Genomic DNA, 23,778 nt, shown 5'->3' on the forward strand with positions numbered 1-23,778 from the left:
GGGGGCAACCGGAGGGCACAGCGTGAGCGACCGGCCGGACGAGGCATTTCGGGAGTACGTGGAGGAGCGCTTACCCGCGCTCCAGCGCTTGGCGTACCTGCTCTGCCAGGATCGGCACCACGCCGACGACCTGGTGCAGGACGCGCTGGTCAAGCTCTACACGAGGTGGGACCGCGCGAGCGCCGCCTCGCACCTGCACGCCTACGCCCGCACGACGCTGGTGCGGACGTTCCTGTCCGAGCGTCGCACCAACTGGGCGCGCCGGGTCGTGCTGGTCGACCGGTTCCCGGAGGACCTCGGCTCGTCGGACCCGGATGCCGCGTCCGCGGTCGCGGTCCGCCGCGCGCTGGCCGGGCTGCCGCCCCGGCAGCGGGCCGTGATCGCGCTCCGTTACTACTCCGACCTCTCGGTGGAGGAGACCGGCGAGACGCTCGGCTGCTCCCCCGGCACGGTCAAGAGCCAGACCGCCAAAGGCCTCGCTGCGCTCCGCCGCGCATTGCCCGACGTCGACGCGGACGACACGACGTCGACCCGGACGAGGAGTTGATCATGGACGAGTCCCGGACCCGCGCGCTACTGACCAGGGTGGTGGCCGAGGCGCCGCCGCCCGCCGCGGTCGACATCGATCGCATCATCGAGCTCGCCCAGGCCCGCGACCGCGACCGGACGCGCTGGGTGATCGCCGCGGCCGCGGCCGTGCTCGTGGTCGTCGTCGTGGCGGTCACCACGCTGACGCTCGGCGGCAGCGCCGAGCGGGCCGCGCCACCGGCCGGGCCGATGAAGCTACCGATCCAGAAGCTCCCGGCCGAGAACCCGCACGCGAGCATCCCGCAGCCGGGCAGCGTGCCGGTCCGGTTCGACCTGATGCGCAGCGAGCTGCTGGTGAGCAACGTGCCGGACTCGCTGTACGAGCGGGGCACCTCGGTCCGGTACACCACGCTGGGCTTCTACGCCATCGGGCGCGGCCCGAACATGACCAGGAACTCCGTCTCGATCGTGCTGGGCTCCCGGGGCACGAAACTGAACCGCGAGAGGGGCAACAAGATCGTGGAGACGAGGCCCGGCCCGAGCATCAACGGCCATCCGTCCACGCTGAACAAGTGGGACGACCCCTTCGGCTGGCAGCTGCTCTGGAACTGGGCGCCGGACGCGGAGGCCGAGGTCGACATCGAGGGGCTGCCCAACCCGGAGCAACTGGCGGCCAAGATCGCCACCGCCGTTCGGGTCAACTTCGCCGGCCACGCCCGGCTGCCGTTCACGCTGCGCGCCCCGACCGGTGCCCTGCTGAGCGAATTCCAGGCGACGATCGACCTGTCGTCCGGCAAAGGCCGGAAGCCGTCGGCGACCGTCGCCTTCGCCGGGCCCGGCTCGGGCTTCATCAGCATCAACGCGAACCCGCTCGGCACCGGCATCGGCAAGCCGGACTCGGTCTACGAGGACCGGCCGGCGCGGATCAAGCACGAGCGGTCGGGCAACGGTCAGGGCGGCACGTTCAGCACGATGATCGTGGCCGCCGACGACCTGAAGATCACCGGCACCTGCAACTGGAACCCGAATCCGGAGGTCACCGAAGCGGAGTTCAAGAAGTTCTGCCTGTCGACGACCGCGAGCGTCCAGCGCGTCGGCAACTTCCGGAACGCGGCGGATTGGCCGATCTTCACCGTGCGCTAATCCCACGATAACCGCCCATTGTGGATGTGACCCAGGCCACAATCGACGGCATGGCTCCCCTTACCCCGGTCCGACGACGGCGCCCCTTCCGAGGCGTCGCCGTCGTCGTGACCACCCTGGCCCTGGCCGCGTTCCCGACCGTCCTCCCCGAGCCCGCTCGGGCGGCGTCGGACGCGCCCTACCTCAACCCCCGACTACCGGTCGAGCGGCGGGTCGACGACCTGCTGAAACGCATGACCCTGGACGACAAGGTCGGCCAGATGACGCAGGCCGAGCGGGCCGCCGTCACCGCGGATCCCTCGAAGATCACCACCCTGCGCTACGGATCGGTGCTCTCCGGCGGCGGCTCGACGCCGACGCCGAACACCGCCGCGGCCTGGGTGTCGATGATCAACGGGTTCCAGCGGGCGGCGCTGGCGACACCGCTGCACATCCCGCTCCTCTACGGGGTGGACGCGGTCCACGGCAACGGCAACCTGCTCGGCGCGACGGTGTTCCCGCACAACATCGGCCTGGGCGCGACGCGGGATCCGGCGCTGGTGCGGAAGGTCTACGCCGCGACCGCCGACGAGACCGCCGCGGCCGGCGTGCCGTGGGACTTCGCGCCGTGCGTCTGCGTCACCCGCGACGAACGCTGGGGACGCACGTACGAGAGCTTCGGCGAGGATCCGGCCCTGGTCATCTCGATGGAGACCGCGATCGACGGGCTCCAGCGCTCGGGCGTGCTGGCCACCGCGAAGCACTACGCGGGCGACGGCGACACCGAGTTCGGCACCGGCAGCGGTGACTTCACGATCGACCAGGGCGTCACGGTCACGTCGCGCGAGGACTTCGCGCGCATCGACCTGGCGCCCTACGTCACCGCGATCCGGAAGCACCACGTCGGCGCGATCATGCCGTCGTTCTCCAGCGTCGACTGGACCGAGGACGGCGTCGGCAACCCGGTGAAGATGCACGCGAGCAAGGAGCTCATCACCGACGTCCTCAAGAAGAAGCTCGGGTTCGACGGGCTCGTCGTCACGGACTGGGAGGGCATCCACCAGCTGCCCGACCCGTCGGTGCCGGCCGATGCGCCGCGGCCGACCGCGCTGCAGGTCCGGACCGCGGTGAACGCGGGAATCGACCTGTTCATGGAGCCCAACACCGCGCCGCAGTTCGTCGCCCTGCTGAAGGCCGAGGTCGTCGCCGGGCGGGTCAGCCAGGCGCGGATCGACGACGCGGTCCGGCGGATCCTCCGGACGAAGTTCCGGCTCGGGCTGTTCGAGCACCCCTACGCGTCGGTCGGCCAGGTTGGCACCGCGGCGCACCGGGCCCTGGCCCGCGAGGCGGTCGCGAAGTCCCAGGTGCTGCTCAAGAACTCGGGTCACGCGCTGCCGCTGTCGCGGAAGGCTCGCCTCTACGTGGCCGGTCGCAACGCCGACGACATCGGCAACCAGGCCGGCGGCTGGACCCTCGACTGGCAGGGCCGGTCCGGAGCCGACACGATCCCCGGCACGACGATCCTGGACGGCATCCGCGCGGTGGACCCGTCGGTGACGTACAGCGCTGACGCGTCCGCCCCGGTCGGCAACGCCGATGTGGGTGTCGTCGTGGTCGGCGAGACGCCGTACGCGGAGGGCTTCGGGGACGTCGGTGGTCCGGTGTGGCCGAACGGCACCGAGGCCCAGAAGGAACCGAAGTCGCTGACGCTCTCGGCCGGCGATCGGGCCGTCGTGGCGAAGGTCTGCGCGGCGGTCTCCACGTGCGTGGTGCTGCTGGTCTCCGGCCGGCCGCAGGTCGTCACCGACCAGTTGCCGGTGATGGACGCGCTGGTCGCGTCGTGGTTGCCGGGCAGTGAGGGTGCCGGGGTCGCGGACGTCCTGTTCGGGCGGAAGCCGTTCACGGGCCGGTTGCCGGTGAGCTGGCCTCGTTCGGTGTCCCAGGTCCCGATCAACGTCGGCGACCGGTCGTACGACCCGCTGTTCCGCTTCGGCTACGGCCTGCACACGTAGTCCGGCCGCTGCCGGGCGGGCCCTCCCCCTGATGGGCCCGCCCGGCGCGGGCTAGAGAATCGACCAGACGATGACGGTCATCGCGAAGCCGACGATCGAGAGGATCGTTTCCAGGACGGTCCAGGTGGCGAGCGTCTGTTTCACGGTCATGTTGAAGTAGCGGGAGATGATCCAGAAGCCGCCGTCGTTAACGTGGCTGGCGATGATCGAGCCGGCGCTGATCGCGATCACCAGCACCGCGAGTTGGGCGGCCGAGTAGTTCTCGTTCTCGACCAGCGGGGCGACGATGCCGCCGGTGGTGACCAGGGCCACGGTCGCCGAGCCCTGGGCCAGGCGGAGCGCACAGGAGATCAGGTAGGCCAGCGCGATGATCGGCAGGCCGGCGTCCTTGAGCGTGCCGGCCAGCGCGTCGCCGACGCCGGTCGCCGAGATGACCTTGCCGAAGAACGCGCCCGCGCCGACGACGAGCAGGATCATCCCGACCGGGCGCAGGGCCGCGGCCGTGACCTCGGAGAGCTCGGCGACCGTGCTTCCGCGGCGCACGCCGAGGAGCCAGAACGCGAGCAGCGTGGCGATCGTGAGCGCGACGGCCGGGTTGCCGAGGAACGTGAGCACCTGCAGGAACGTGCCCGGGTCGAGCGCGACCGTGCCGAACGTGGCGCCGAGGATCAGCACGAGCGGCACCAGGATGATCCCGAGCACCGTCCCCAACCCCACCGGCCGCACCCCGACCGCTCCGGCTACCCCGACCGACCCACCGGCCGGGCCCGCGGGCGCCGGGCTGATCGGCGCGGCCGCGCCCGCCCCGCGGCCCTCGCTCGCGCTCGCGCTCGCGCTCGTGCTCGCGCTCGTGCTCGTGCTCGCCGAGGTATCGGCCGCGTCGTCGGCTCCGGCTCCGGCTCCGGCCAGGCCATCCTCCGCCCGGCTCACGCCGCCGTCCCCAGTTCCTACGCCGCCGCCCGCGGCGCGGCCACCGCTCACGCCGTCATCCCTACCGCCCGAGCCACGGTCACCGCCGACACCCGCACCGACCACCGCCGGCTGGGCGACGACCGACGTCTCGGCCTCTACCATCTCCTCCGGCACCGAGATGCTGATCCGCCGCCCGATCCACAGCGGCCAGGCGATACCCGCCGCCGCGAACGCCGGCAGCCCACAGATCAGACCCATCAGGATCACCCACCCGAGGCTCACCCCGAGCAGCCCGGCCGCCGCCGTCGGACCCGGGTGCGGCGGCAGGAACGCGTGCGTCATCGACAACCCGGCGACCATCGGCAGCGCATAGAGCACCAGCGACCGCCCGCCCCGCAGCGCCGCGATGTACACCAGCGGCGCCAGCACGAAGATGCCGATGTCGAAGAACACCGGGATCCCGAAGATCAACCCGGCCAGCCCCATCGCGACCGGCGCCCCGCGCTCGCCGAACCGCCCGGTGAGCTTCTCGACCAGCACGTCGGCGCCCCCGGACCGCTCCAGGATCCCGCCGAGCACGGTGCCGAGCCCGACGATCACGGCGATGTGGCCGAGGATGCCGCCGAACCCGGTCTCCAGCACCGAGTCCGACGCCTTCAGCGCGGTGCCGACGATCTGCGACACCGGCAGCCCGGCCGCCAGCGCCAGCGCGAACCCGGCGATCAGCAGCGAGATGAACGGCTCGAGCTTGACCACGATGATCAGCGCGAGCAGCACGGCGATCGCCGCCGCGCAGAGCAGCAGTAAGCCGCCCGTCGAATCTTGCAGCCAACTCACGTCAGACCTCCGGTGAACTCGGTAGCGCGTCGGGTGATGCCGGACCAGTCAGCGGCGCTGACCACGTCGGGAGGGACCACGCCCGTCCCGGCGGTAACGGCGGCGGCCCCCGCCGCCAGGTACTCGGCCGCATTGGCGGCCGTGACACCCCCCGAAGGCACGAGCTTCAGCCCCGGATACGGCCCGTGCAGATCACGCAGGTAGCGCGGCCCGAACGCCGACGCCGGGAACACCTTCACCGCGGCCGCGCCCAGGTCGGCCGCGGCCAGCACCTCGGTCGGCGTCAACGCGCCGAGGAGGAACGGCACGCCCGCGTCGAGCGCGACCGACGCCACCGCGGGCAGCACGCCCGGCGTCACCAGGAACCGGGCCCCGGCGTCGATCGCGGCCCGGGCGTCGGACGCGGTCAGCACCGTGCCCACGCCCACGACCACGCCGGGCACGGACGCCGCCGCCGACAGGTGGCGCAGCACGTCCGGCGTCGTGAACGTCAGCTCGACGGTGCGGATCCCGCCGTCGGCCAGCGCCTGGCACAACGCCGGAGCCGACGGCAGCACCGGCGCCCGCACCACGCACACGACGCGGTCGGCGAACATCGCCCCGAGCGCGCTCACCGCAGCGACCGGCCGGGCCGCGCCGACGTCCGGCGCCCGTCGTCGATCACTCGCTGACCGTCCACGAAGACGTACGGGATGCCGACCGCAGGCCGGCGCGGATCCTCGAACGTGGCCCCGGCCGCGACCGTCGACGGATCGAACAACACCAGGTCAGCCACCGCGCCCACCCGCAGCACGCCGCGGTCGGCGAGCCCGAGCCGGGCCGCGGGGCGGCCGGTCATCCGGGCCACGCACTCCTCCAGCCCGAGGACCCGCTCCTCCCGCACGTAGTGGCCGAGGTACCGCGGGAAGGTCCCCCACGCCCGCGGATGCGGACGCCCGCCGACCAGCAACCCGTCGCTGCCGGCCAGGTGCTTCGGGTGCCGCATGATCTCGCGGACGTTCGGCTCGTGGCCGACGTGCTGCAGGATCGTCGTGCCGAGGCGGTCACGGCGGAGCACGTCGACGAAGACCTCGAACGCCTCCCGGCCGGATTCCGCGGCCACCGCCGCGATCGTCGCGCCGACCAGCGCCGACAGCTCCGGGTTCCGGACGCCCGAGATCTGCAGCGTGTCCCACTCGGCCACCACGCCGTGGCAGCCGTCGGAGCCGGTGACCTCGAGGTTCTCACGAATCCGGGCCAGCGCGCCCGGATCCTCCAGACGGGCCAGCGTCGCGGCCGGACCGCCGGTCGCCGACCAGCTCGGCAGGACCGCGGCGAGCGTCGTCGAGCCCGGGAGGTACGGGTAGGTGTCGAGCGTGACGTCGAGGCCGTCGCCGAGCGCCGCGTCGACGAGCGCCAGTAACTCGCCCGCCCGGCCGCGGTTGACCGAGAAGTTCATCGTCGCGTGGGTGAGGTGCAGCGCGACGCCGCTGCGCCGGGCGACCTCGACCATCTCGGCGTAGGCCTCGATCGCGCCCTTCCCGTAGGAGCGCTGGTGCGGCGCGTAGAACCCGCCGTGCTCGGCGACGACCCGGCAGAGCGCGACCAGCTCGTCGGTGTCGGCGAACATGCCCGGCACGTAGGTGAGCCCGCTCGACATCCCGGCCGCGCCCTCGTCGAGGCCTTCGCCCACGAGCGCGGCCATCCGCCGGACCTCGTCCGGCGTCGCCGGCCGGTCCTCGGTTCCCACGACCATCATGCGGACGCTGCCCTGCGGCACGAGATACACGACGTTGACGGCGGCGCCGCGATCGACGACGTCCAGATAGCCCCCGACCGTCCGCCACGGAATCTCGTCGGGGACGCCGTTCCAGCCCGCCAGCTGCTCGCGCAGGATCGGGAGCGTGGTGTCGTCGATCGGCGCGTAGCTCAGGCCGTCCTGGCCGACGACCTCGGTGGTGACGCCCTGGGTGGTCTTGGCCAGGTGTTCGGGGTCGGCGACGACCGCGAGATCGGAGTGTGCGTGCATGTCGATGAAGCCGGGCGCGAGGACGAGACCGTCGGCCTCGATCGTGTGCGTGGCGGTGGCCGTCGACCCGAGCTCGGTGATGCGACCGCCCTCGATCAGTGCGTCAGCGCGGTACCCGGGCGCGCCGGTGCCGTCGACGATCGTGGCGCCCCGGATCGCGGTGCTCATCCGAACACCGTTCGCACCAGATCGACGACGACCGGCTCGGGCGCGTGGGCGTCGTCGAGGACCGGGAGCAGGCCCCACTTGTCGAACGTCGTGCACGGGTGGGAGAGGCCGAGCCGCAGGACGTCGCCGACCCGCAGGTTCTCGGCGTCGCCGGTGAGGCGGACGAACGTGTGCTGGTCGGCCAGCGCGGTGACCTCGGCGCCGGTCACCGCCTCGGCCGGGCCGGCACCGCTACGGCGGACCGCCTGCACCTCGGGCAGGCCCTCGTCGAATGGCAGGTCGCGCTTGCCGCCGTCGGCCAGCGCGAGCCCGGGCTCGGGCCGGGAGATCACCCGGACCCAGCCGTGCAGCGCGGCCCGGAAGCCCGGCCCGGAGGCCCGGTTCGACGGCGAGATGCCCCGGTAGAAGCCGTCGTCGTGGGCCAGGTAGGCCCCGGCCCGGACGACGACGCGGGTGGCCGGCGGGTCGTGCAGCGGTGCGAGCACGTCGGCGACCAGGTCGAAGTACGCGCTGCCGCCCGCGGTGACGATCGCCTCGCCGTCGTAGAGGTCACCGAGCGCGGTGTGCAGGGCGGCGAGTTGCTCGAGGTAGGCCCGGATCGTCGCCAGGCTCTCGGCCGACGCGTCGTGGGCCAGCACGCCCTCGTAGCCGGCGACCCCGGCCAGGCGGAGGCCGGGCGTGGCGGCGACGGCCCGGGCGGTGGCCACGGCGGCCTCGATCGTCCGGGCGCCGGTGCGCCCGCCGGACGCTCCGAAGTCGACGAGCACGTCGATCGGTTGCGCGGCCCCGGCGACGTGCGGCGCCATCGCCTCGACAACGTCCACGCCGTCGGCCCAGACCAGGACGCGCGCCGACCGCGGTTGCCCGAGCCGGCGCAGCACGGCCGGGACCAGCACCGGATACGCGGCCAGCACGCACGGCACGCCCTCGGAGAGCGCGACCGCCAGCTGCCACGGCGTCGCGACCGTGATGCCCCAGGCGCCGTCGTCGAGCTGGGCGCGCCAGAGCGACGGGGCCATCGTGGTCTTGCCGTGCGGTGCGAGATCGACGCCGACCCGGCCGGCCCAGCCGGTGAGCGCGGCGGCGTTGCTGTTCAGCGCCCCGGCGTCGAGCGTGACCAGCGGGGTGGGCAGCGTCGCCAGACCGGGCGCGTAGGCGACGAAGTCGGCCCCGGTGCGGCCCCAGGCGTCGACCGGGATCGCCTTGTACTCCGGGCCGAGCAGCCCGATCTTCTCCGCGTCGTACCGCACGCCGCCACACCTCCGAGCGTTGCGCATTGTGCAATGGGCGTTGCAAAATCGATGCCACCGTTTTAGCATCGACGCATGCCGGGGGCAATGGATCAAGCGGGAAAAATCGTCTGCGTCGGCGAGGCGATGGCGGTGCTGACGCCGGCCCACGACGTCCCGCTCCGCGACGCCGCGGAGTTCGTGCGCACGGTCGGCGGGGCCGAGCTGAACGTCGCGCTGACGCTGGCCGGCCTCGGCGTGCCCACCGCGTGGCTCTCCCGGCTCGGCGACGACGGGTTCGGGGCCCACGTGCTCGCGGTCGCGGCGGAGTCCGGAGTGGACGTGAGCGCGGTCGAGAACGACCCGGTCCGTCCGACCGGCCTGTACGTCAAGGCGCCCGGCACCGCGTCCGACGGCTCCCGCCGGTCGGCGATGCTCTACTACCGCGACGGTTCGGCCGCGTCCGCGCTCTCCCCCGGCTACCTGCGCCGTCCGGCGGTCGCGGCCGCGCTCGCCGGCGCCCGGTTCGTGCACGTCAGCGGCATCACCCCAGGTCTCTCCGACGACGCCGCCGCGTTCTGCGACGCGCTCGCCGCCGGGCCGGCCACGCTCACCGTCGACCTGAACTACCGGCCCGCGCTGTGGCGCGATCGGGACGACGCCCCGCTGCGCCGGCTGCTGGCCGCCGCCGACGAGGTGCTGCTCGGCGCCGACGAGGCCGCGCTCGTCTTCGGCACCACCGAGCCCGGGGCGCTGCTGCGTGCGCTGCCGTCGGCCCGCCGGGTCTTGCTCAAACAGGAGGAGCACGGCGTCCTCGTCCTCACGCCCGGGGAGGCGCCCGTTCACGTCCCCGCGCTCGACGTCGAGGTCGTCGAGCCGGTCGGCGCCGGCGACGCGTTCGCCGCCGGCTACCTGGCCGGGCGGTGGCACCGTCTGGCCGTCCCCGAAGCGGTCGCGCTGGGGCACCGCTGTGCGGCGGCCGCGCTGGTGGTCCGGGAAGATCGACCGGTGACGCTGCCCGCCTGGGAGGACCTCGTCGGATGAGTCAGTCAGTAGCCCGGGCGCTGTCGCTGCTCGATCGCGTCGCCAACGGCACCGCGACGCTCGGCGAGCTCGCCGCGGCCGAAGGCGTCCACAAGAGCACGGTGCTGCGGCTGCTCCGGGTCCTGGAGGACGAGGGTTTCGTCCACCACGACGGCGAGCACCGGTACGTGCTCGGCCCGCACCTGTTCCGGCTGGCCCAGCAGGCGCTCGACTCGTTCGACGTCCGGGTGGTGGCGATGCCCCGGCTCAAGGCGCTCCGCGACGAGATCGGCCAGACCGTGCACCTGGCGATCCTCGACGGCTCGGTGGCGGTCTATGTCGACAAGTTGGAGCCGCGCGAGATGCCCGTCCGGATGGCGTCCCGGATCGGGAAGACCGCGGCGCTGCACAGCACCGCGGTCGGGAAGGTCCTGCTGGCCGGGCTCGATCCCGCGGAGCGGGGCGAGCTGATCGCCGACCTGACCTATCCGCGGTTCACCGACCGCACGCCGGCCGGGCCGGCCGAGCTCATCATCGAGGTCGACACCGCGGCCGCGCACGGCTGGGCCGAAGACCACGCCGAGAACGAGACGTTCATCAACTGTGTCGGCGCACCGATCCGCGGTGCCGACGGCCGCACGCTGGCCGCGGTGTCGATCTCGGTGCCCGACGTGCTGCTGCCCTACGAGGGTGTGCTCGATCTGGTGCCCGCCCTGCTCACCGCCACCACCGACATCTCCCGCGAGTGCGGGTACCGAGACTGAGGAGTTCGATGAACACCGCGATCAGCACCAACCAGGCCCCGACGCCCGCGCACACGTACTCCCAGGGCGTCCGCCAGGGCAACGTGCTGCAGGTGTCCGGCCAGGGGCCGGTGGACCCGGCGACGAACGAGTACCTGCACCCCGGCGACGTCGCCAAGCAGACCGAGCGGACGCTGCTGAACGTCGAGGCGATCCTCCAGGCCGGCGGCGCGACCTTCGACGACGTGGTCATGCTGCGCGTCTACCTGACCGATCGGGCGCACTTCGCGACGATGAACGAGGCCTATGGCGCGTTCGTGTCGTCGCGGGTCACGTCGGGCGTGCTCCCGGCCCGCACGACCGTGATGGTCGGCCTCCCCCGCGAAGAGATGCTGGTCGAGATCGACGCCCTGGCGGTCCTCGGCTAGCTCGCCGACGCGGGCAACCGTACGCCGGGCAGCGCCCGTCATAGACGGGACTGATCCTCGGCGACCGGAGGACCGACGTGAGCGAGCGGCCGGGCGACGCGTACCTGGAGTACGTGCGAGCCCGCTTACCGGTGTTCCAGCGGCTGGCGTACATGCTCTGCCAGGACCGGGACCGCGCCGACGACCTGGTTCAGGACTCGCTCGAGCGGCTGTACCTGAAGTGGGACAAGGCCGACGACGCCCGCAACACCGACGCGTACGCCCGCCAGATGCTGGTGCGCGTCTTCCTCAGCGAACGCCGGACGCCGTGGGCGCGACGGGTCGTGCTGGTCGACCGTTTCCCCGACGCGGCGGGCGCGGCCGGCCCCGGCACCGCGGCGACGCTCGCGGTGCGGGCCGCGCTGGCCCAGCTACCCCCGAGGCAGCGCGCGGTGCTGGTCCTGCGGTTCTTCTCCGATCTTCCGGTCGACGAGGTCGCCGAGACGCTCGGGTGTTCACCCGGGACGGTCAAGAGCCAGACGTCGAAAGGGCTGGCGGCGCTGCGGCGCGCGTTACCGGACTTCGAGACCACGGCCCCGGCCGGCCTCGGGACGAGGAGCTGAGAATGGACGAGACCACGACCCGGGTGCTGTTCCAGCAGATCTCCGCGGACGCCCCACGCCCTAGCGCCGTCGACCTGCACCGGGTCGTCCGCCGCGCCGAACGGAGGCGGCGGCGCCACCGACGGCGGGTGGCCTCGGTGGCCGGGCTGACCGTGCTCGTGCTGACGTCGGCCGTCGCGGTGCTGGTCACCGGCGTCGGCCCCGATCGCACCGACATTGCGGCCCCGGCCGTGCCCGGCCCCGGCTACGGGCCGACGCTCACCAGCGCACCGGCCGAGTTCGATCCGGCCCGCCACGCCATCCAGGTCGGCTGGCTGCCGTCCGGCAACCCGTACGTGACGCAGCAGGTCAGCACCACGGAGGTCGCGCTCATCGCGTCCGACCGGGACGGCGAGTCCGACTACTGGATCCGGCTGGCGCCACGGGGCCACGCGCTGAACCAGACGTTCCACGGCATGCAGAACGCCTCGTCCGTCGCCGGACCGGAGATCGGCGGAGAGCCCAGCCGCTGGTTCACCGCGGCGGGCACGCACGAGCACGAACTGCGGTGGCAGTGGGCTCCCGGGGCCGAGGCCGGCGTGCTGGTCGACGACGGGCCCGACGCCCTCGAGACCGCCGTCCGCATCGCGACGTCGACCCACGTCACCGACACCGCACTGCGCCTGCCGTTCACGATCGCGACCCCGCCGGCCTACCGGCTCGACTCGGTCACGTTCAGCCGCCGTGGCGACGAGCTCCGCACGTACGGGGCGACGTACCAGGACCCGGCCACCGGCTCGTTCATCGACGTCGGCGTCGCGTCGAACACGCTCACGCTCGACTTCGAGCCGAACGCGGTGATCGCCCACCGGCCCGGGCAGACCATTCAGGACGGCGAGTTCAGCCGGGTGCGCGTGCGGCAACCGACCGTGCAGTTCGAAGTCAGCTGCGCCGAGCGGCCCAAGACCGCGCGGAGCGTCGCGATCGCGACCGGGACGTGCCGGGCGGCCGCCGACACTATCCGGCTCGTCGCGAACCCGTTGCGATGGGACACCTGGCCCCGTGTGCGCTGACCCCGGACCAGGCCGCGTTTCGCAGGTCAGCAGCCCACTCGGTGACGATCTTCGCGTATCGCGGCGGGTCGAACTGGTGCATCGTGTGCGGCGCGTCCGGCACCGACTCGTACGCGACCGGCACGCCGGCCGCCTCCATCAGCGTCCGCGCGTAGCCGGCCTGGTCATCGGAGAGCGCGCCGATCAGGTCCCCGGTCTCCGGGTCGATCGTCCGCAGGTGGTGGGTCATCGGCACCGGCTTCTTCACCTGCGCCAGCATCCGCTCGTGCGGACAGTGCAGACCGACCGTCCCTTCGTAGAACGGTGGGCGCGTTGGAGCGTCTCCCGGACGGCGAGTTCGTCGTCGGGTTGCAGCTGCTGGAGATCGCGTCGTGGGCCCCGCGGGGGCACGGCCTGCGCGCGGCCGCGCTGCCGTACCTGGAGGACCTGCACCGGGTGACGCGTCAGCACATCCTGCTCGGGGTGCGGGACGGGTCCGAGGCGGTGCTGGTCGAGCGGCTGTCGGCGCCGGACGAGGTGCGCGACGCGGTGCTGGCCGAGGCGCCGGAGGCGGGCCGGATACGGCGGTTCATGGCCCAGGTCCGGGCCGAGGGCGTCTGCGCGGTGACCGGCCCGAACCCGGTCGGAGGCGCGGGCCCGGCCACCGTCTCCACGGTCGCGGCGCCGATCGTGACCCGGAGCGGAGAGGTCACGGGAGCCGTCTCGCTGGTGGCCCCGGACGACGGAGGGGCGCTCCTCGCGGCCCGCGTCGCGGTCCGCACGGCCGCCCTCCCGATCTCCCGAGCGGCCGCCCGGCCCACCCCCGCGGCCACGAACCCGCGGCCACGAACCCGGCTACGGACGCAAGGCCCGCAACTGCACCATCAGGCCGAACCGCTGATCAGGGTCGCTGAGATCGCACTGCCCCACGTCGGCCACCCGGCGCAGCCGGTACCGGAACGTGTTCTGGTGCACGCCGACCGACTCCGCGGCCAGCACGGTGTCCCCGAACGCGTCGAGCCAGGCCCGCAGCGTCTGGATCAGGTTGCCGCGGTGCTCGTCGTCGTACTCGGCCAGCCGGGCCAGCGCCCCGGTCGGCTTCTCGCCGCGGGCCGCGGCCAGGTCGCGCAGCTCGGAGATCAACGCCTCGCCCTGCAACTCGTCGAACCGGCCGATCCGGCGCCGGGGACGTCCGTCGCGCAGGAGGCGCAGCACCCGGTCGACGCTCGACCGGCTGCGGGCGACGTCGGACAGGTCGTGCGCCACCGGGCCGACGGCGGTGATCGACGGCAGCCGGTCGCCCAGCCGGTCGAGGAAGCCCTGCAGGATCCGCTCGGCCCGGCTCCCGGCCTTCTCCGGCGCCCCGGTCGCCGGCACCAGCCCGTAGGTGACCGCGCCGATCGCCGCGGCCACCGCGGACGGGTGCACCGCGTGCAGGTGCAGCGCGAACGCGTCGCTGAGCCCCTGCCGGTCGTGCATCACGCGCGCGCTGTCGGACGTGTCCCGCTCGTCCAGCGCCACGCCCAGCACGAGCAGCGGCTGACTCGACAGCCCGAGCCGCTCGAGCGCCTCACCCGCCCCGACCCCGCCCTCCAGCGCCGCGTTGAGCAGGTCGGCCCGCATCCGCCGCTGGACGTCGGCCCCGGCCCGGACCCGCAGCAGGTGCAGGGCGACGAGGTTGGCCGCCTCGCGCAGGGCGTCGTTCCGCTCGTCGCTCAGCGGCCCGGGCACCGCGGCCCAGATCGAGCCGAGCACCTCGTCGCCGGCCCGCACCCGGATCGCGACGCGGGGCACGACGAAGCCGTTGATCCGGTCCGGGATCGGCTCGATGTACACGGGCTGGTCGCCGCGGAGCAGCTCCCGGAAGACCCCCCGCTCGTGCAGCACCCGCGCGTACCGCTCCGGCACCTGACGGCCGAGGATCGTGTCGACCCGCGACGAGTCGGCCTCGTCCTGGCGCCCGGAGAAGGCCAGCACGCGGGAGCTGCGGTCCTCGATCGTCACCGGCCCGTCGAGCAGGGCGGCGATCGCGTTGGCCACCGCGAACAGGTCACCGGCGGGCAGCCCGCCGAGCACGGCCTCGTCGGCCGGGCCGGGGTCGGATCCGGGCGCGAGCAGCGAGCGCAGCATCTCGTTGAGGTGGCCCCAGGTGACGCCCCGGCGCAGGCCGAGCACGACGACCCCGGCCTCGTCGGCCGCGGCCCGCACCTCGTCGGTCAGCGGCACCGGGGCCCGGACGACGAGCGCGGCCACGCGCTGCTCCCCCAGTCGGCGGACGAGCTCCGGCGACACCGACAGGCCGATGCCGAGCACCAGCGCCGAGGCCGGCAGCACCGGCTGGTCGGACGGGTCGTGGAAGACGACCGCGCCGAGCTCGTCCGGGCGGCCGACGTCGCCGTACACGTGCTCGAGCAGCGTGGCGCCGAGGTCGTCGACCACGCGACCGAGACTCACGCGAGGCCGCATCGGCTCACCGTAGTTGTTTACGCTGGTAGCCACTCGGTCGTTACCGTTACTTCGTCGAGCCGGTCGGGGATCGGCACCACCCCGAGACCGGGGCCGGTCGGCACGTCGAGGTGCCCGTCCCGGAGGACGAACGGTTCGGTGATGTCGGCGGCGTAGTACCGGCCGGAGCCCGAGGTGTCGCCGGGCAGCGTGAAGCCGGGCAGCGCGGCGAGCGCCACGTTGGCGGCCCGGCCGAGGCCGGTCTCCAGCATCCCGCCGCACCAGACCGGCACGCCGTGGGCCACGCACACGTCGTGGATGCGCCGGGCCTCGAGGTAGCCGCCGACGCGCCCCGGCTTGATGTTCACGATCCGGCACGCGTCCAGGGTGATCGCGGCGGCCGCGGCCCGCGCCGAGGTGATCGACTCGTCCAGGCAGACTGGGGTCCGGATCTGCCGGGCCAGCTGGGCGTGTCCGAGCAGGTCGTCCTCGTCGAGCGGCTGTTCGATCAGGAGCAGATCGAACGGGTCGAGCCGGGCCAGCTGCCGTGCGTCGCCCAGCGTGTAGGCGGTGTTGGCGTCGACCTGCAGCAGCACGTCGTCGCCGAAGCGCTCGCGGACCGCCCGCACCGGCTCGACGTCCCAGCCGGGTTCGATCTTGAGCTTGATCCGCACGTAGCCCTCGTCGAGATAGCCGCCGACCGCGTCGAGCAGCTGCGGGATGCTGTCCATGATCCCGACCGAGACCCCGCACGGCACGCGGTCCCGCACGGCTCCGAGTTCTCCCGCGAACGACCGCCCGAGAACGCGCAGTGACGCGTCGAGGACCGCCATCTCCAGCGCGGCCTTGGCCATCGGGTGGCCTTTGAACGGCGCGAGCAGCCCGGCGACGCCGGTCGCCGGTACCGGCGACGCCAGGAAGGCCGGCACGAGATACCGCCGCAGGACGTCCGCGGCCCCGTCGAGGTACTCGGACGAGTAGAGCGGGCTCTCCATCGCCACGCACTCGCCCCACCCCTCGGCGTCGTCGGCCATCGCGCCGACCAGCAGGACGTCCCGGGTGGTCTGGGTGCCGAACGACGTCCGGAACGGGGCCACCAGGGGCATCGAGATGCGTCGCAGTTGGACGCCGGTGAACTTCACGGTTCCCTCCGCACTACGTAGTGGCCGCCGCTGTCGAAGCCGTCGATCTGCACGCTGGTCAGGGCGTCCCGGACGGCGAGACGCCAGCGCCGGGCCAGGGCCGGATCGGTGGCCCGGATCACCCCGATGTCGGGGGGCACGGCGACGAGCCCGACCGCGCCGTCCGCGGGAACGGCGACCGGTCCGCCGTCCGCACCGATCTCGAGGACGACGGGCGCGCCGGGTGCGTCCGGAAGACGAGAATCGTCGCGCAGGGCCCAGTGCACGAGCAGCCGATCGGAGTCCTCGTGCCCGTTGAACGCGTCGGTCATCGGCCCGTAGAAGTTCGGCAGGTACTCGACCGGCCGGGCCCCCAGCTTGCCCAGGTTGAAATACGCGTTCCGGGCCACCAGCGGGTCGAACGTCCAGGCGATGACCGCGACGTCCCGGTCGAGGGCCCAGGCCCGCTGGTGCAGCTTCAGCGCGAAGCCGATCCCGCGGCCGGTGCAGTCGGCCGACACCCCGGCGATGTGGCTGTGCAGCGCGCTGCCGGCCGGCTCGTGGAAGAACGCCACGCAGGCGCCGACCAGCCGATCGGCGTCGTACGCGCCGGTCACGTAGTTGCCGGCCTTGCTGAACGCGCGCAGCAGCTCGGCGGTGACCGGCGGGCTCTCCCGGCGTCCCCAGATGTCGGCGAGCAGGTTGACCGCCCCGGTCAGGTCGGCCATCTCGGTCAGCTCGCGCACGACGACGCCGGCCTTGTCGGCCGCGGCCTCGGCCTCCTCGTAGGCGGTCACGGCTGGCCCACCAGCTGCGAGACCAGCGTCCGCAGCAGCGCGGTGCGCGGCGGGATCTCGGCGATGACGACGTGCTCGTCGGCCGCGTGCGCACCCCCGCCGACGGCGCCCAGGCCGTCGAGCGTCGGCGTGCCGACCCCGGCGGTGAAGTTCCCGTCCGACGCACCGCCGACGGCGGCCCGGCCGGGCACCGGCCGTCCACCGTCGGCGGCGATCCGGCACGCCCTCGCGTACAGCGACGCCGACGCCGACGCGTCGAGCGGAGGGCGGTTCGGGCCACCGGTCACCTCGAGCACCGCGCCCGGGAGGACCGGCCGGAGCGCCCGCATCGCGCGATCGACGCGGTCCTGTTCCGCCGGGGTCCCGGCCCGGACGTCGACCGCGAACGTGGCCTCGGCCGGCACGGTGTTCGTCGTGGTGCCGGCGTGCGCCACGGTGGGCGTGACCGTGGTGGCGCCGTCCGCGAGCGCGCTCACGGCCAGCACCTGGTGAGCCAGCTCGACGGTCGCGTTCACCCCGCGCTCCGGCTCGAGCCCGGCGTGGGCCGCCCGCCCGACTATCCGGACCTCGTAGATCGACGTGCCCTTGCGCTCGCACTTGAGCGCCCCGCCGTCGGCCGACGCCTCCAGCACCAGCGCGGCCGACGCACCGCGCGCCTCCTGCTCGATCAGTTCGCGCGAGGTCAGCGAGCCGATCTCCTCGTCGCCGGTGACCAGCAGCGTCACGCCGTCCAGACCGGCGGCCGCGTGGAACGCCATGACCAGCCCGGTCTTCATGTCGAAGCAGCCGGGTCCGCGCAGGATCCCGCCGTCGATCGAGTACGGCAGGTCAGCGAGGGTGCCGATCGGCCAGACCGTGTCGTGGTGGCCGAGCAGCAGCACCCGGGAGGGGTCGGCGCCGAGCCGCCAGCGCAGGTGGATCCCGTCGATCCGCTCCGGCGCGACGCCGAGGATGCCGGTGCCCAGCTCGGCCACGACCTCGGCCGAGCGGGCCACCGCGACCAGGTCGTCGGACGGCGACTCGCACTCGACGAGCGCCCGGACGTCGGCGAGCATGTCCCGCAGCTCGGCCATCAGCTCACCTTCGGGGTGGCCCGCACGCCGAAGTGCAGGTACGGCTCGCCGGTGGGCAGCGTGTAGAACGTGACCGGCATCCAGTTCTCGGCCTCCGGCGGCCTGACCGCGAACACTCCCGGCCCGGCCGGCACCAGCGGGTACTCGGTGACCGGGTCCGGTTCGAGCTCGGCCAGCGGCCCGGTGATCGTCGTCCGCAGGAGGGTCGGCTCCACCTCCATCCGGACGCCGGCCCGCTCGTAGGTCCCGACGTACGCGGACGCGTCGCCCTCGGCCGACGTCCCGGGGGCGAACGGCGCCGGCATCGACACCCCGTCCTCGGCGAAGATCTCCCGGAACAGGTCCTGGTACAGATCCCGGGCCGACCCGCCGTTGGTCAGCAGCACGACGGCCAGTCCGGCCGACGGCAGCACGCGCAGGAACGCCGCCTGCCCCAGCGTCGTCCCGTCGTGGCCGATCAGCCGGTGCCCGTCCCACCCGAACCGGATCCAGCCCAGCCCCCACGAGTCCCCGAGCACCTGCTTGTCGGGCAGGTCGGCCTGGTGGTCGGCCATCGCGGCCGCGCTCCCTGCGCTCAGCAGACCACCGTCGAGGTGGGCCCGGACGAACGTCAGCACGTCGGCGACCGTCGAGTTGATCAGGCCGGCCGGCCCGATCGCCCGGGGCAGCATCCAGGTCGTGACCGGCTCGCCGTCCTGGTGGCCGACCGCGGTGGAGTACAGCAGCGCCTCCTCGGGCAGCGTGTTCGTGGACCGCAGCCCGAGCGGCTCGAACAGCCGCGACCGCAGCGCCTGGTCCCAGGTCTGACCGGTGATCTTCTCGATCACCCGGCCCAGCAGCGAGTAGCCGGAGTTGCAGTACGAGAACGTGACGCCGAGCGGATGGTTCTGCCCGACCCCCTCGAGCTGCTCGACGTACTTCTCGACGCAGTCGTCGCCCCGGCCCGTGTCGGTGAACACGTCGCCGTCGATGCCGCTGGTGTGGGTCAGCAGGTGCCGGACGGTCACCGCCTTGGTGACGTCGGGGTCGGACAGCCGCAGCTCCGGCAGCACCTCGGCCACCGGGGTGTCCAGCCTGAGCAGGCCCTCGTCGACCAGGAGCATCGCCACGGTGGCGGTCCAGACCTTGGTGATCGAGCCGATCTGGAACAGCGAGTCGGTGCGCACCGGTGCACCGGTGCCGCTGTGCAGCACGCCGTGGGCGAGCTCGATCACCTCGCCGCCCCGGAGGATGCCCAGTTGCGCGCCCGGCACGCGGTGCCGTGCGGCCAGGACGGCCAGCCGCCGCTGCCAATGCGCCGCGGTCGTGTGTTTGGTGAGCCAGTCCACCACCCGGCGGTGGTAGTCCAGACGCTGCGAGGGAGCCCCGACCAGCAGGAACGCGTGTGACGCGCCCGGATACACGACCAGCCGGGCCGGCACGCCCTGCTGGCGCAGCGCGGTGTGCCACTGCTGGGCCTGTCCGACCGGGCAGGTCCGGTCCTCGGCCCCGTGCAGCAGCAGCGTCGGCGTGCGGACGTCGGCCACGCGGGTCAGCGGCGACATCGCGGCATAACTGTCCGGCTCCGCCCACGGCAGGCCGCCGAGCTCGAACGCGCTGAGGAAGTGCGCGTCGTCGCTGGAGCCGCTGATGCTGACCAGGTCACTCACCGTGCCCCCGGCCACCGCGACCGCGAACCGGTCGTCGTGGCCGGTCAGCCAGCAGGTCGTGAACCCGCCGTAGCTGTAGCCGGCGATCGCCAGCCGATCGGGGTCGGCCAGCCCCTCGGCCACCAGCTCGTCGAGCGGCTCGAGGAAGTCGTCGGCGTCGGCCACGCCCCAGGCGCCGTGCACGCCGTCGTAGAACTCCTCGCCGTAGCCGTCGCTGCCCCGGGGGTTGACCACGAGCACGACCCAGCCGTGCTCGACCAGCTCCTGGTGGTACAGGTGGACGTCGTCCGCGGCCGCGTTCCAGGCGTTGTGCGGCCCGCCGTGCACGTCGAGCAGGAGCGGCCGCGGCCCGCGGCGGGCCCGGTCCCGCATGATCCAGCCCTGCACCCGGGTCCCGTCGGAGATCTCGAACCAGCGCTCCTCCCGCGGGTGCAGCTCCACCGTCCGGTCGGTGACCGCGGAAGAGACCCCGGTCGCCAGGTCCACGACCACGATCTCGCCGAACGACTCCGGCGTCGCCAGCGCCACCGCGGCCCGCCCGCCCGCGACCGACAGCCCCGACACGACCCGCCCGGCCCCGTCGACCACCGGCCGGGCGTCCCCGCCGTCGATCGCGACCGACCACAGGTGGGTGCACCCGTGCTCGCGCAGGCAGAAGTACACGCGGCCGTCGGCCGCGACCGGCCGTCCGCCGGGATACCCGATCCCGCCGGGCAGCACGTTGCGGTCCAGCTCCCCGGAGAGGTCGGTGACCGCCTTCGAGGCCAGGTCGACGTGGTGGAGGTGGGCGTGTCCGCGCGGGTCACCGGCCCAGCCGACGACCAGCAGCCCGTCGTCCCCGGCCCAGTCCACGGTGGACGCCACCCCGTCGGCGAAAGCGACCACCCGTGCTTCGGACGAGTCGACGTCCAGCAGGAACACCGGCGTGCGGTAGGTCAGGTCGGCGTCGGGACCGGAGCGGCGGGTGAGCGCGAGCGTCGTGGAGTCCGGCGACCAGGCCAGCGACCCGACGCCGTCCGGGCCGTCGGTGAGCCGGCGCACGGTCCGGCCGTCCAGATCGACGACGTGGACGTGCGGCCGGACCGCGCCGTGCAGCCCCGAGCCGTCGGTCTGGTAGTCGAGGCCGTCGGACACGAGCGGGCCGCCGGCGTCACCGGCCGGGGCGAGGAACGCCAGCCGGTTCCCGTCCGGGCTCCAGACCGGCGCCCCGGCCGGCCCGTCGGTCACCGGCTCGGGCTCGCCCCCGTCGACGTCCAGCACCGCGATCTGCCCGTCGCTCAGGAACGCGAGCCGACGGCCGTCGGGAGACCAGGACGGCGCGGAGCCCTCGGCGAGGCGACGCGGAGCGCCGCCGACGACGGGGGCCAGCCACAGCTCGTCGACGTTCCGGTCGCCGTCGACGTCGAACGTGCGCAGCACGTAGACGACCTGGGTGCCGTCCGGGGACAGCGCGGGCGCGGACGGGATCGCCAGATCGGCGAGGTGGATCATCGAGTACTCCTTCGGGGCGCTCGGCCGGGTACGGCGGCCAGCAACTCGCGGGTGTAGTCGTGTTCGGGCTCGGCGAGGACCTGTGCGGTGGGTCCGTGTTCGACGAGCCGGCCGGAGCGCATCACCGCGACGTGCGAGGCGACGTAGCGGACGACGGCCAGGTTGTGGGAGATGAACAGCATCGAGAGTCCCAGCTCGCGCTGGAGCTCGCGGACGAGGTTGAGCACCGCGCCCTGCACCGAGACGTCGAGGGCGGACGTGATCTCGTCGGCGATGATCACGCGGGGCTTGGCGGCCAGCGCCCGGGCCAGCGCGACCCGCTGGCGCTGACCGCCGGACAGCCGGGACGGGACGGTCGTGACCGTGCCCGGGTCGAGGTGGACGAGCTCGAGCAGGCGCCGGGCCTCGGCGCGCCGGTCGACGCCGCTGGGCATCGCCTCGGCCAGCGTCGCACCGATGCTCATCCGCGGGTCGAGCGAGGAGTACGGGTCCTGGAACACCATCTGGAGTGGACGCGGCCGGCCGCGGGTCGGCACCGGGGCGCCGCCCAGCGTGATCCGGCCCGCGGTCAGCGGGGCCAGGCCGACGGCCGCCCTGGCCAGCGTGGACTTCCCCGAGCCGGACTCCCCGACCAGGCCGATCACCGCGCCCTCGGGCACGGTCAGGCTGACGTCGTCGACCGCGGTCGTGCGCCCGTACCGGACCGTGACGTGCGAGAACTCGAGCTCGCTCACGGCGCCTCCTCCCCCGCGTGCCAGCAGGCCACCAGGTGCTGCGGCGAGTCGGCGAGCAGCGGTGGGTCCTCGGTCCGGCAGTGGTCGTCGGCCAACGGGCAGCGCGGCGCGTAGGCGCACCCCGGCGGCACGTCGGCCGGGTCGACCGGACGCCCGGGGATCGTCGCCAGCGGACGGTCCAGGTCGGTGGCCATGTCGGGCACCGCGTCCATCAGGGCCCGGGTGTACGGGTGCAGTCCCTTGGCGCCGGCCGGGAGCTCCTCGACGATCCGGCCCGCGTACATCACCAGCACCCGGTCGCACACGTCGCCGATCACCGCCACGTCGTGGCTGATCAGCACCAGCGCGGCCCCGTCCCCGGCCCGGATCGAGGCGAGCAGGTCCAGCACCTGCTGCTGCACGGTGACGTCGAGCGCGGTGGTCGGCTCGTCGGCCACGATCAGCGCCGGGGCGGCCATCAGCCCCATGCCGATCATCGCCCGCTGGCGCATGCCGCCGGAGAACTCGTGCGGGTACTGGCGGGCGCGGGCGTCCGGATCCGGGATCTGGACGGCGGCCAGCCGGTCGACCGCGCGGCCGCGCGCCTCGCGCCGGCTCAGGTTCTGGTGGTGGGTGGCCACCTCGGCGAGCTGGGCCCCGATCCGGCGGGTGGGGTTGAACGCGGTCATCGGGTCCTGGAACACCATGGCCAGCCGGGTGCCGAGCGTCCGCCGCCGGGCCGCGGTGTCCGGCGCCAGCAGGTCGTGGCCGAGCAACGCGAGCCGGGTGGCGTCGGCCCGGCCGTAGTCACCGATCAGCCGGGTGACGGCGAGCGCCGTCATCGACTTGCCCGACCCCGACTCCCCGACGATGCCGACCGCCTCGCCCCGGCGGACCTGGAACGTGACACCACGGACCGGCCGGATCTCCCCGTCCGGCCCGGCCAGCGTCACCTCGAGGTCCTGAACGTCCAGAACGACATCGGGGTCCGGCTCGACCGGCGCGGCCTTCCGGGCGACGCGGGCCCGCAGGCCGACGACGGCGGGCACGCCCAGCGTCTTGGCCAGGGACTCGCCGAAGAAGTTGAACGCCAGCCCGGTCAGGACGACGGCCGCGCCGGGGGCCAGCGCACCGGCCGCGTTGACGTAGAGCGTGCTCAGCCCGTCGTAGAGCAGCCGGCCCCAGTCGTAGGAGGGTGGCTGGACGCCGAGCCCGAGGAACGACAGCCCGGCGAACGAGAGAAGCGCGGAACCGGCCCCGATCGCCGCGTTGACGATCAGCGGCTCACCGATGTTCGGCAGCACGTGCCGGACCAGGATCCGGCCCCGGCCGACGCCCACCGTCCGCGCGGCCGCGACGTAGTCCCGGTTCGACACCTCGGCCACCAGCGTGTGGGTGAGGCGCGCGAACGCCGGGGCGCCGGCCAGCCCGATCGCCAGCACCGCGCCGGTGGCCCCGACGCCGAACACGACCGCGAAGAACAGCGCGAGCAGGATGCCGGGGAACGCGACCGCGATGTTGACCGCGGCCACCACCAGCCGCCCGGATCGGCGGCCGAGCAGGAACGGCGCCGCCCCCAACACCAGCCCGGTCACGACCGTGATCACGACCGCGGCCAGCGCGAGCACGATCGACAGCCGGGTCGCGACCAGCACCCGCAGCAGGATGTCCCGGCCCAGGTTGTCGGTCCCGGCCCAGTGGGCGCCGGACGGCGGCGCGAGGATCTGATCGGTGTCGACCGCGTCCGCGCCGTGCCCCCACACGACCGGCCCGATCGCGGCCACGACGAGCACCACGGCCATGAGCACGACGCTCACGACGGCCGTCGGGGTGAGCCGGCGCATCC

At 73.6% G+C, this 23,778-nt stretch carries 21 protein-coding genes; 8 read left to right on the forward strand and 13 right to left on the reverse strand.

Features of this window, described 5'->3' with window-relative positions; all coding sequences use genetic code 11:
* Positions 1 to 22 precede the first annotated feature (22 nt).
* The 3 genes from FL583_RS00620 to FL583_RS00630 are packed head-to-tail and all read left to right on the forward strand — an operon-like array spanning position 23 to position 3,662.
* Entirely contained in the window at positions 23 to 547 is a 525-nt protein-coding gene (locus tag FL583_RS00620; protein WP_142702434.1) for a SigE family RNA polymerase sigma factor, read from the forward strand.
* A 2-nt stretch (positions 548 to 549) separates the two neighbouring features.
* Positions 550 to 1,671 (forward strand): hypothetical protein, encoded by a 1,122-nt coding sequence (locus tag FL583_RS00625; protein WP_142702435.1) that lies wholly within the window; start codon positions 550 to 552, stop codon positions 1,669 to 1,671.
* Positions 1,672 to 1,721: 50 nt separating this feature from the next.
* Positions 1,722 to 3,662 carry a glycoside hydrolase family 3 protein gene (locus FL583_RS00630; RefSeq protein ID WP_142702436.1) on the forward strand — a complete coding sequence of 647 codons (1,941 nt, stop codon included), beginning with the start codon at positions 1,722 to 1,724 and terminating at the stop codon, positions 3,660 to 3,662.
* Between the two features lie 51 nt (positions 3,663 to 3,713).
* Here the strand turns inward: FL583_RS00630 and FL583_RS00635 are convergent, their stop codons facing one another.
* The 4 genes from FL583_RS00635 to FL583_RS00650 are packed head-to-tail and all read right to left on the reverse strand — an operon-like array spanning position 3,714 to position 8,837.
* A complete protein-coding gene (locus tag FL583_RS00635; protein WP_205751744.1) occupies positions 3,714 to 5,411 on the reverse strand; it encodes a GntP family permease in 1,698 nt (565 codons plus the stop codon).
* Positions 5,408 to 6,025 (reverse strand): bifunctional 4-hydroxy-2-oxoglutarate aldolase/2-dehydro-3-deoxy-phosphogluconate aldolase, encoded by a 618-nt coding sequence (locus FL583_RS00640; RefSeq protein ID WP_142702438.1) that lies wholly within the window; start codon positions 6,023 to 6,025, stop codon positions 5,408 to 5,410. Before FL583_RS00640 ends, FL583_RS00635 begins: the two co-directional genes overlap by 4 nt.
* A complete protein-coding gene (locus FL583_RS00645) occupies positions 6,022 to 7,587 on the reverse strand; it encodes an N-acyl-D-amino-acid deacylase family protein (protein WP_142702439.1) in 1,566 nt (521 codons plus the stop codon). Before FL583_RS00645 ends, FL583_RS00640 begins: the two co-directional genes overlap by 4 nt.
* Positions 7,584 to 8,837, reverse strand: a complete 1,254-nt coding sequence (locus FL583_RS00650; protein ID WP_240746539.1) for an alanine racemase — start codon at positions 8,835 to 8,837, stop codon at positions 7,584 to 7,586. The genes FL583_RS00645 and FL583_RS00650 overlap by 4 nt, the downstream gene beginning before the upstream one ends.
* Positions 8,838 to 8,912: 75 nt before the next feature.
* Between FL583_RS00650 and FL583_RS00655 the strand changes: the two genes are divergently transcribed.
* The 5 genes from FL583_RS00655 to FL583_RS00675 all read left to right on the forward strand — a co-directional run bounded on the left by FL583_RS00655 (position 8,913) and on the right by FL583_RS00675 (position 12,664).
* On the forward strand, positions 8,913 to 9,860 hold the full coding sequence (locus FL583_RS00655) for a sugar kinase (RefSeq protein WP_142702441.1): 948 nt from the start codon (positions 8,913 to 8,915) through the stop codon (positions 9,858 to 9,860).
* Positions 9,857 to 10,603 (forward strand): IclR family transcriptional regulator, encoded by a 747-nt coding sequence (locus tag FL583_RS00660; protein WP_142702442.1) that lies wholly within the window; start codon positions 9,857 to 9,859, stop codon positions 10,601 to 10,603. Before FL583_RS00655 ends, FL583_RS00660 begins: the two co-directional genes overlap by 4 nt.
* Before the next feature lie 8 nt (positions 10,604 to 10,611).
* A complete protein-coding gene (locus FL583_RS00665; protein WP_142702443.1) occupies positions 10,612 to 11,010 on the forward strand; it encodes a RidA family protein in 399 nt (132 codons plus the stop codon).
* A 77-nt stretch (positions 11,011 to 11,087) separates the two neighbouring features.
* The gene (locus tag FL583_RS00670) at positions 11,088 to 11,612 is read left to right on the forward strand and encodes a SigE family RNA polymerase sigma factor (protein WP_142702444.1); all 525 of its coding nucleotides are present in this window, start codon (positions 11,088 to 11,090) and stop codon (positions 11,610 to 11,612) included.
* A 2-nt stretch (positions 11,613 to 11,614) separates the two neighbouring features.
* Positions 11,615 to 12,664 (forward strand): hypothetical protein, encoded by a 1,050-nt coding sequence (locus FL583_RS00675; protein ID WP_142702445.1) that lies wholly within the window; start codon positions 11,615 to 11,617, stop codon positions 12,662 to 12,664.
* Here the strand turns inward: FL583_RS00675 and FL583_RS00680 are convergent.
* The 9 genes from FL583_RS00680 to FL583_RS00725 form a co-directional block, all read right to left on the reverse strand.
* Positions 12,609 to 12,923, reverse strand: coding sequence for a hypothetical protein (locus FL583_RS00680; protein ID WP_142702446.1), 315 nt, complete (start codon positions 12,921 to 12,923; stop codon positions 12,609 to 12,611). The two genes, FL583_RS00675 and FL583_RS00680, sit on opposite strands and share 56 nt — an antisense overlap.
* A gap of 184 nt (positions 12,924 to 13,107) precedes the next feature.
* Entirely contained in the window at positions 13,108 to 13,356 is a 249-nt protein-coding gene (locus tag FL583_RS00690; RefSeq protein ID WP_142702447.1) for a hypothetical protein, read from the reverse strand.
* Between the two features lie 142 nt (positions 13,357 to 13,498).
* Positions 13,499 to 15,109 (reverse strand): PucR family transcriptional regulator, encoded by a 1,611-nt coding sequence (locus FL583_RS00695; RefSeq protein WP_142702448.1) that lies wholly within the window; start codon positions 15,107 to 15,109, stop codon positions 13,499 to 13,501.
* 17 nt (positions 15,110 to 15,126) lie between these two features.
* A complete protein-coding gene (menC, locus tag FL583_RS00700) occupies positions 15,127 to 16,230 on the reverse strand; it encodes an o-succinylbenzoate synthase (RefSeq protein ID WP_142702449.1) in 1,104 nt (367 codons plus the stop codon).
* Entirely contained in the window at positions 16,227 to 17,006 is a 780-nt protein-coding gene (locus FL583_RS00705; protein WP_142702450.1) for a GNAT family N-acetyltransferase, read from the reverse strand. Before FL583_RS00705 ends, menC begins: the two co-directional genes overlap by 4 nt.
* Positions 17,003 to 18,079 carry a M20 family metallopeptidase gene (locus FL583_RS00710; protein WP_170323419.1) on the reverse strand — a complete coding sequence of 359 codons (1,077 nt, stop codon included), beginning with the start codon at positions 18,077 to 18,079 and terminating at the stop codon, positions 17,003 to 17,005. The genes FL583_RS00705 and FL583_RS00710 overlap by 4 nt, the downstream gene beginning before the upstream one ends.
* A complete protein-coding gene (locus tag FL583_RS00715) occupies positions 18,079 to 21,219 on the reverse strand; it encodes a serine hydrolase (protein ID WP_142702451.1) in 3,141 nt (1,046 codons plus the stop codon). The genes FL583_RS00710 and FL583_RS00715 overlap by 1 nt, the downstream gene beginning before the upstream one ends.
* Complete coding sequence (locus FL583_RS00720; RefSeq protein ID WP_142702452.1) at positions 21,216 to 21,953, reverse strand: ABC transporter ATP-binding protein; 738 nt, start codon at positions 21,951 to 21,953, stop codon at positions 21,216 to 21,218. Before FL583_RS00720 ends, FL583_RS00715 begins: the two co-directional genes overlap by 4 nt.
* A complete protein-coding gene (locus tag FL583_RS00725) occupies positions 21,950 to 23,776 on the reverse strand; it encodes a dipeptide/oligopeptide/nickel ABC transporter permease/ATP-binding protein (protein WP_142702453.1) in 1,827 nt (608 codons plus the stop codon). The genes FL583_RS00720 and FL583_RS00725 overlap by 4 nt, the downstream gene beginning before the upstream one ends.
* Between the last annotated feature and the right edge of the window lie 2 nt (positions 23,777 to 23,778).

It is taken from the genome of Cryptosporangium phraense, assembly GCF_006912135.1.
In the GTDB taxonomy this organism is placed as follows: Bacteria; Actinomycetota; Actinomycetes; order Mycobacteriales; family Cryptosporangiaceae; genus Cryptosporangium; species Cryptosporangium phraense.

What these genes read in the sequence shown, in the direction of transcription:
- FL583_RS00625 (WP_142702435.1), top strand. Translation starts at nt 550, where the DNA reads ATGGACGAGTCCCGGACCCGCGCGCTACTGACCAGGGTGGTGGCCGAG.
- FL583_RS00630 (WP_142702436.1), top strand. Translation starts at nt 1,722, where the DNA reads ATGGCTCCCCTTACCCCGGTCCGACGACGGCGCCCCTTCCGAGGCGTC.
- FL583_RS00645 (WP_142702439.1), bottom strand. Translation starts at nt 7,587, where the DNA reads ATGAGCACCGCGATCCGGGGCGCCACGATCGTCGACGGCACCGGCGCG.
- FL583_RS00655 (WP_142702441.1), top strand. Translation starts at nt 8,913, where the DNA reads ATGCCGGGGGCAATGGATCAAGCGGGAAAAATCGTCTGCGTCGGCGAG.
- FL583_RS00660 (WP_142702442.1), top strand. Translation starts at nt 9,857, where the DNA reads ATGAGTCAGTCAGTAGCCCGGGCGCTGTCGCTGCTCGATCGCGTCGCC.
- FL583_RS00665 (WP_142702443.1), top strand. Translation starts at nt 10,612, where the DNA reads ATGAACACCGCGATCAGCACCAACCAGGCCCCGACGCCCGCGCACACG.
- FL583_RS00675 (WP_142702445.1), top strand. Translation starts at nt 11,615, where the DNA reads ATGGACGAGACCACGACCCGGGTGCTGTTCCAGCAGATCTCCGCGGAC.
- FL583_RS00680 (WP_142702446.1), bottom strand. Translation starts at nt 12,923, where the DNA reads ATGCTGGCGCAGGTGAAGAAGCCGGTGCCGATGACCCACCACCTGCGG.
- FL583_RS00695 (WP_142702448.1), bottom strand. Translation starts at nt 15,109, where the DNA reads ATGCGGCCTCGCGTGAGTCTCGGTCGCGTGGTCGACGACCTCGGCGCC.
- FL583_RS00710 (WP_170323419.1), bottom strand. Translation starts at nt 18,079, where the DNA reads ATGGCCGAGCTGCGGGACATGCTCGCCGACGTCCGGGCGCTCGTCGAG.
- FL583_RS00715 (WP_142702451.1), bottom strand. Translation starts at nt 21,219, where the DNA reads ATGATCCACCTCGCCGATCTGGCGATCCCGTCCGCGCCCGCGCTGTCC.
- FL583_RS00725 (WP_142702453.1), bottom strand. Translation starts at nt 23,776, where the DNA reads ATGCGCCGGCTCACCCCGACGGCCGTCGTGAGCGTCGTGCTCATGGCC.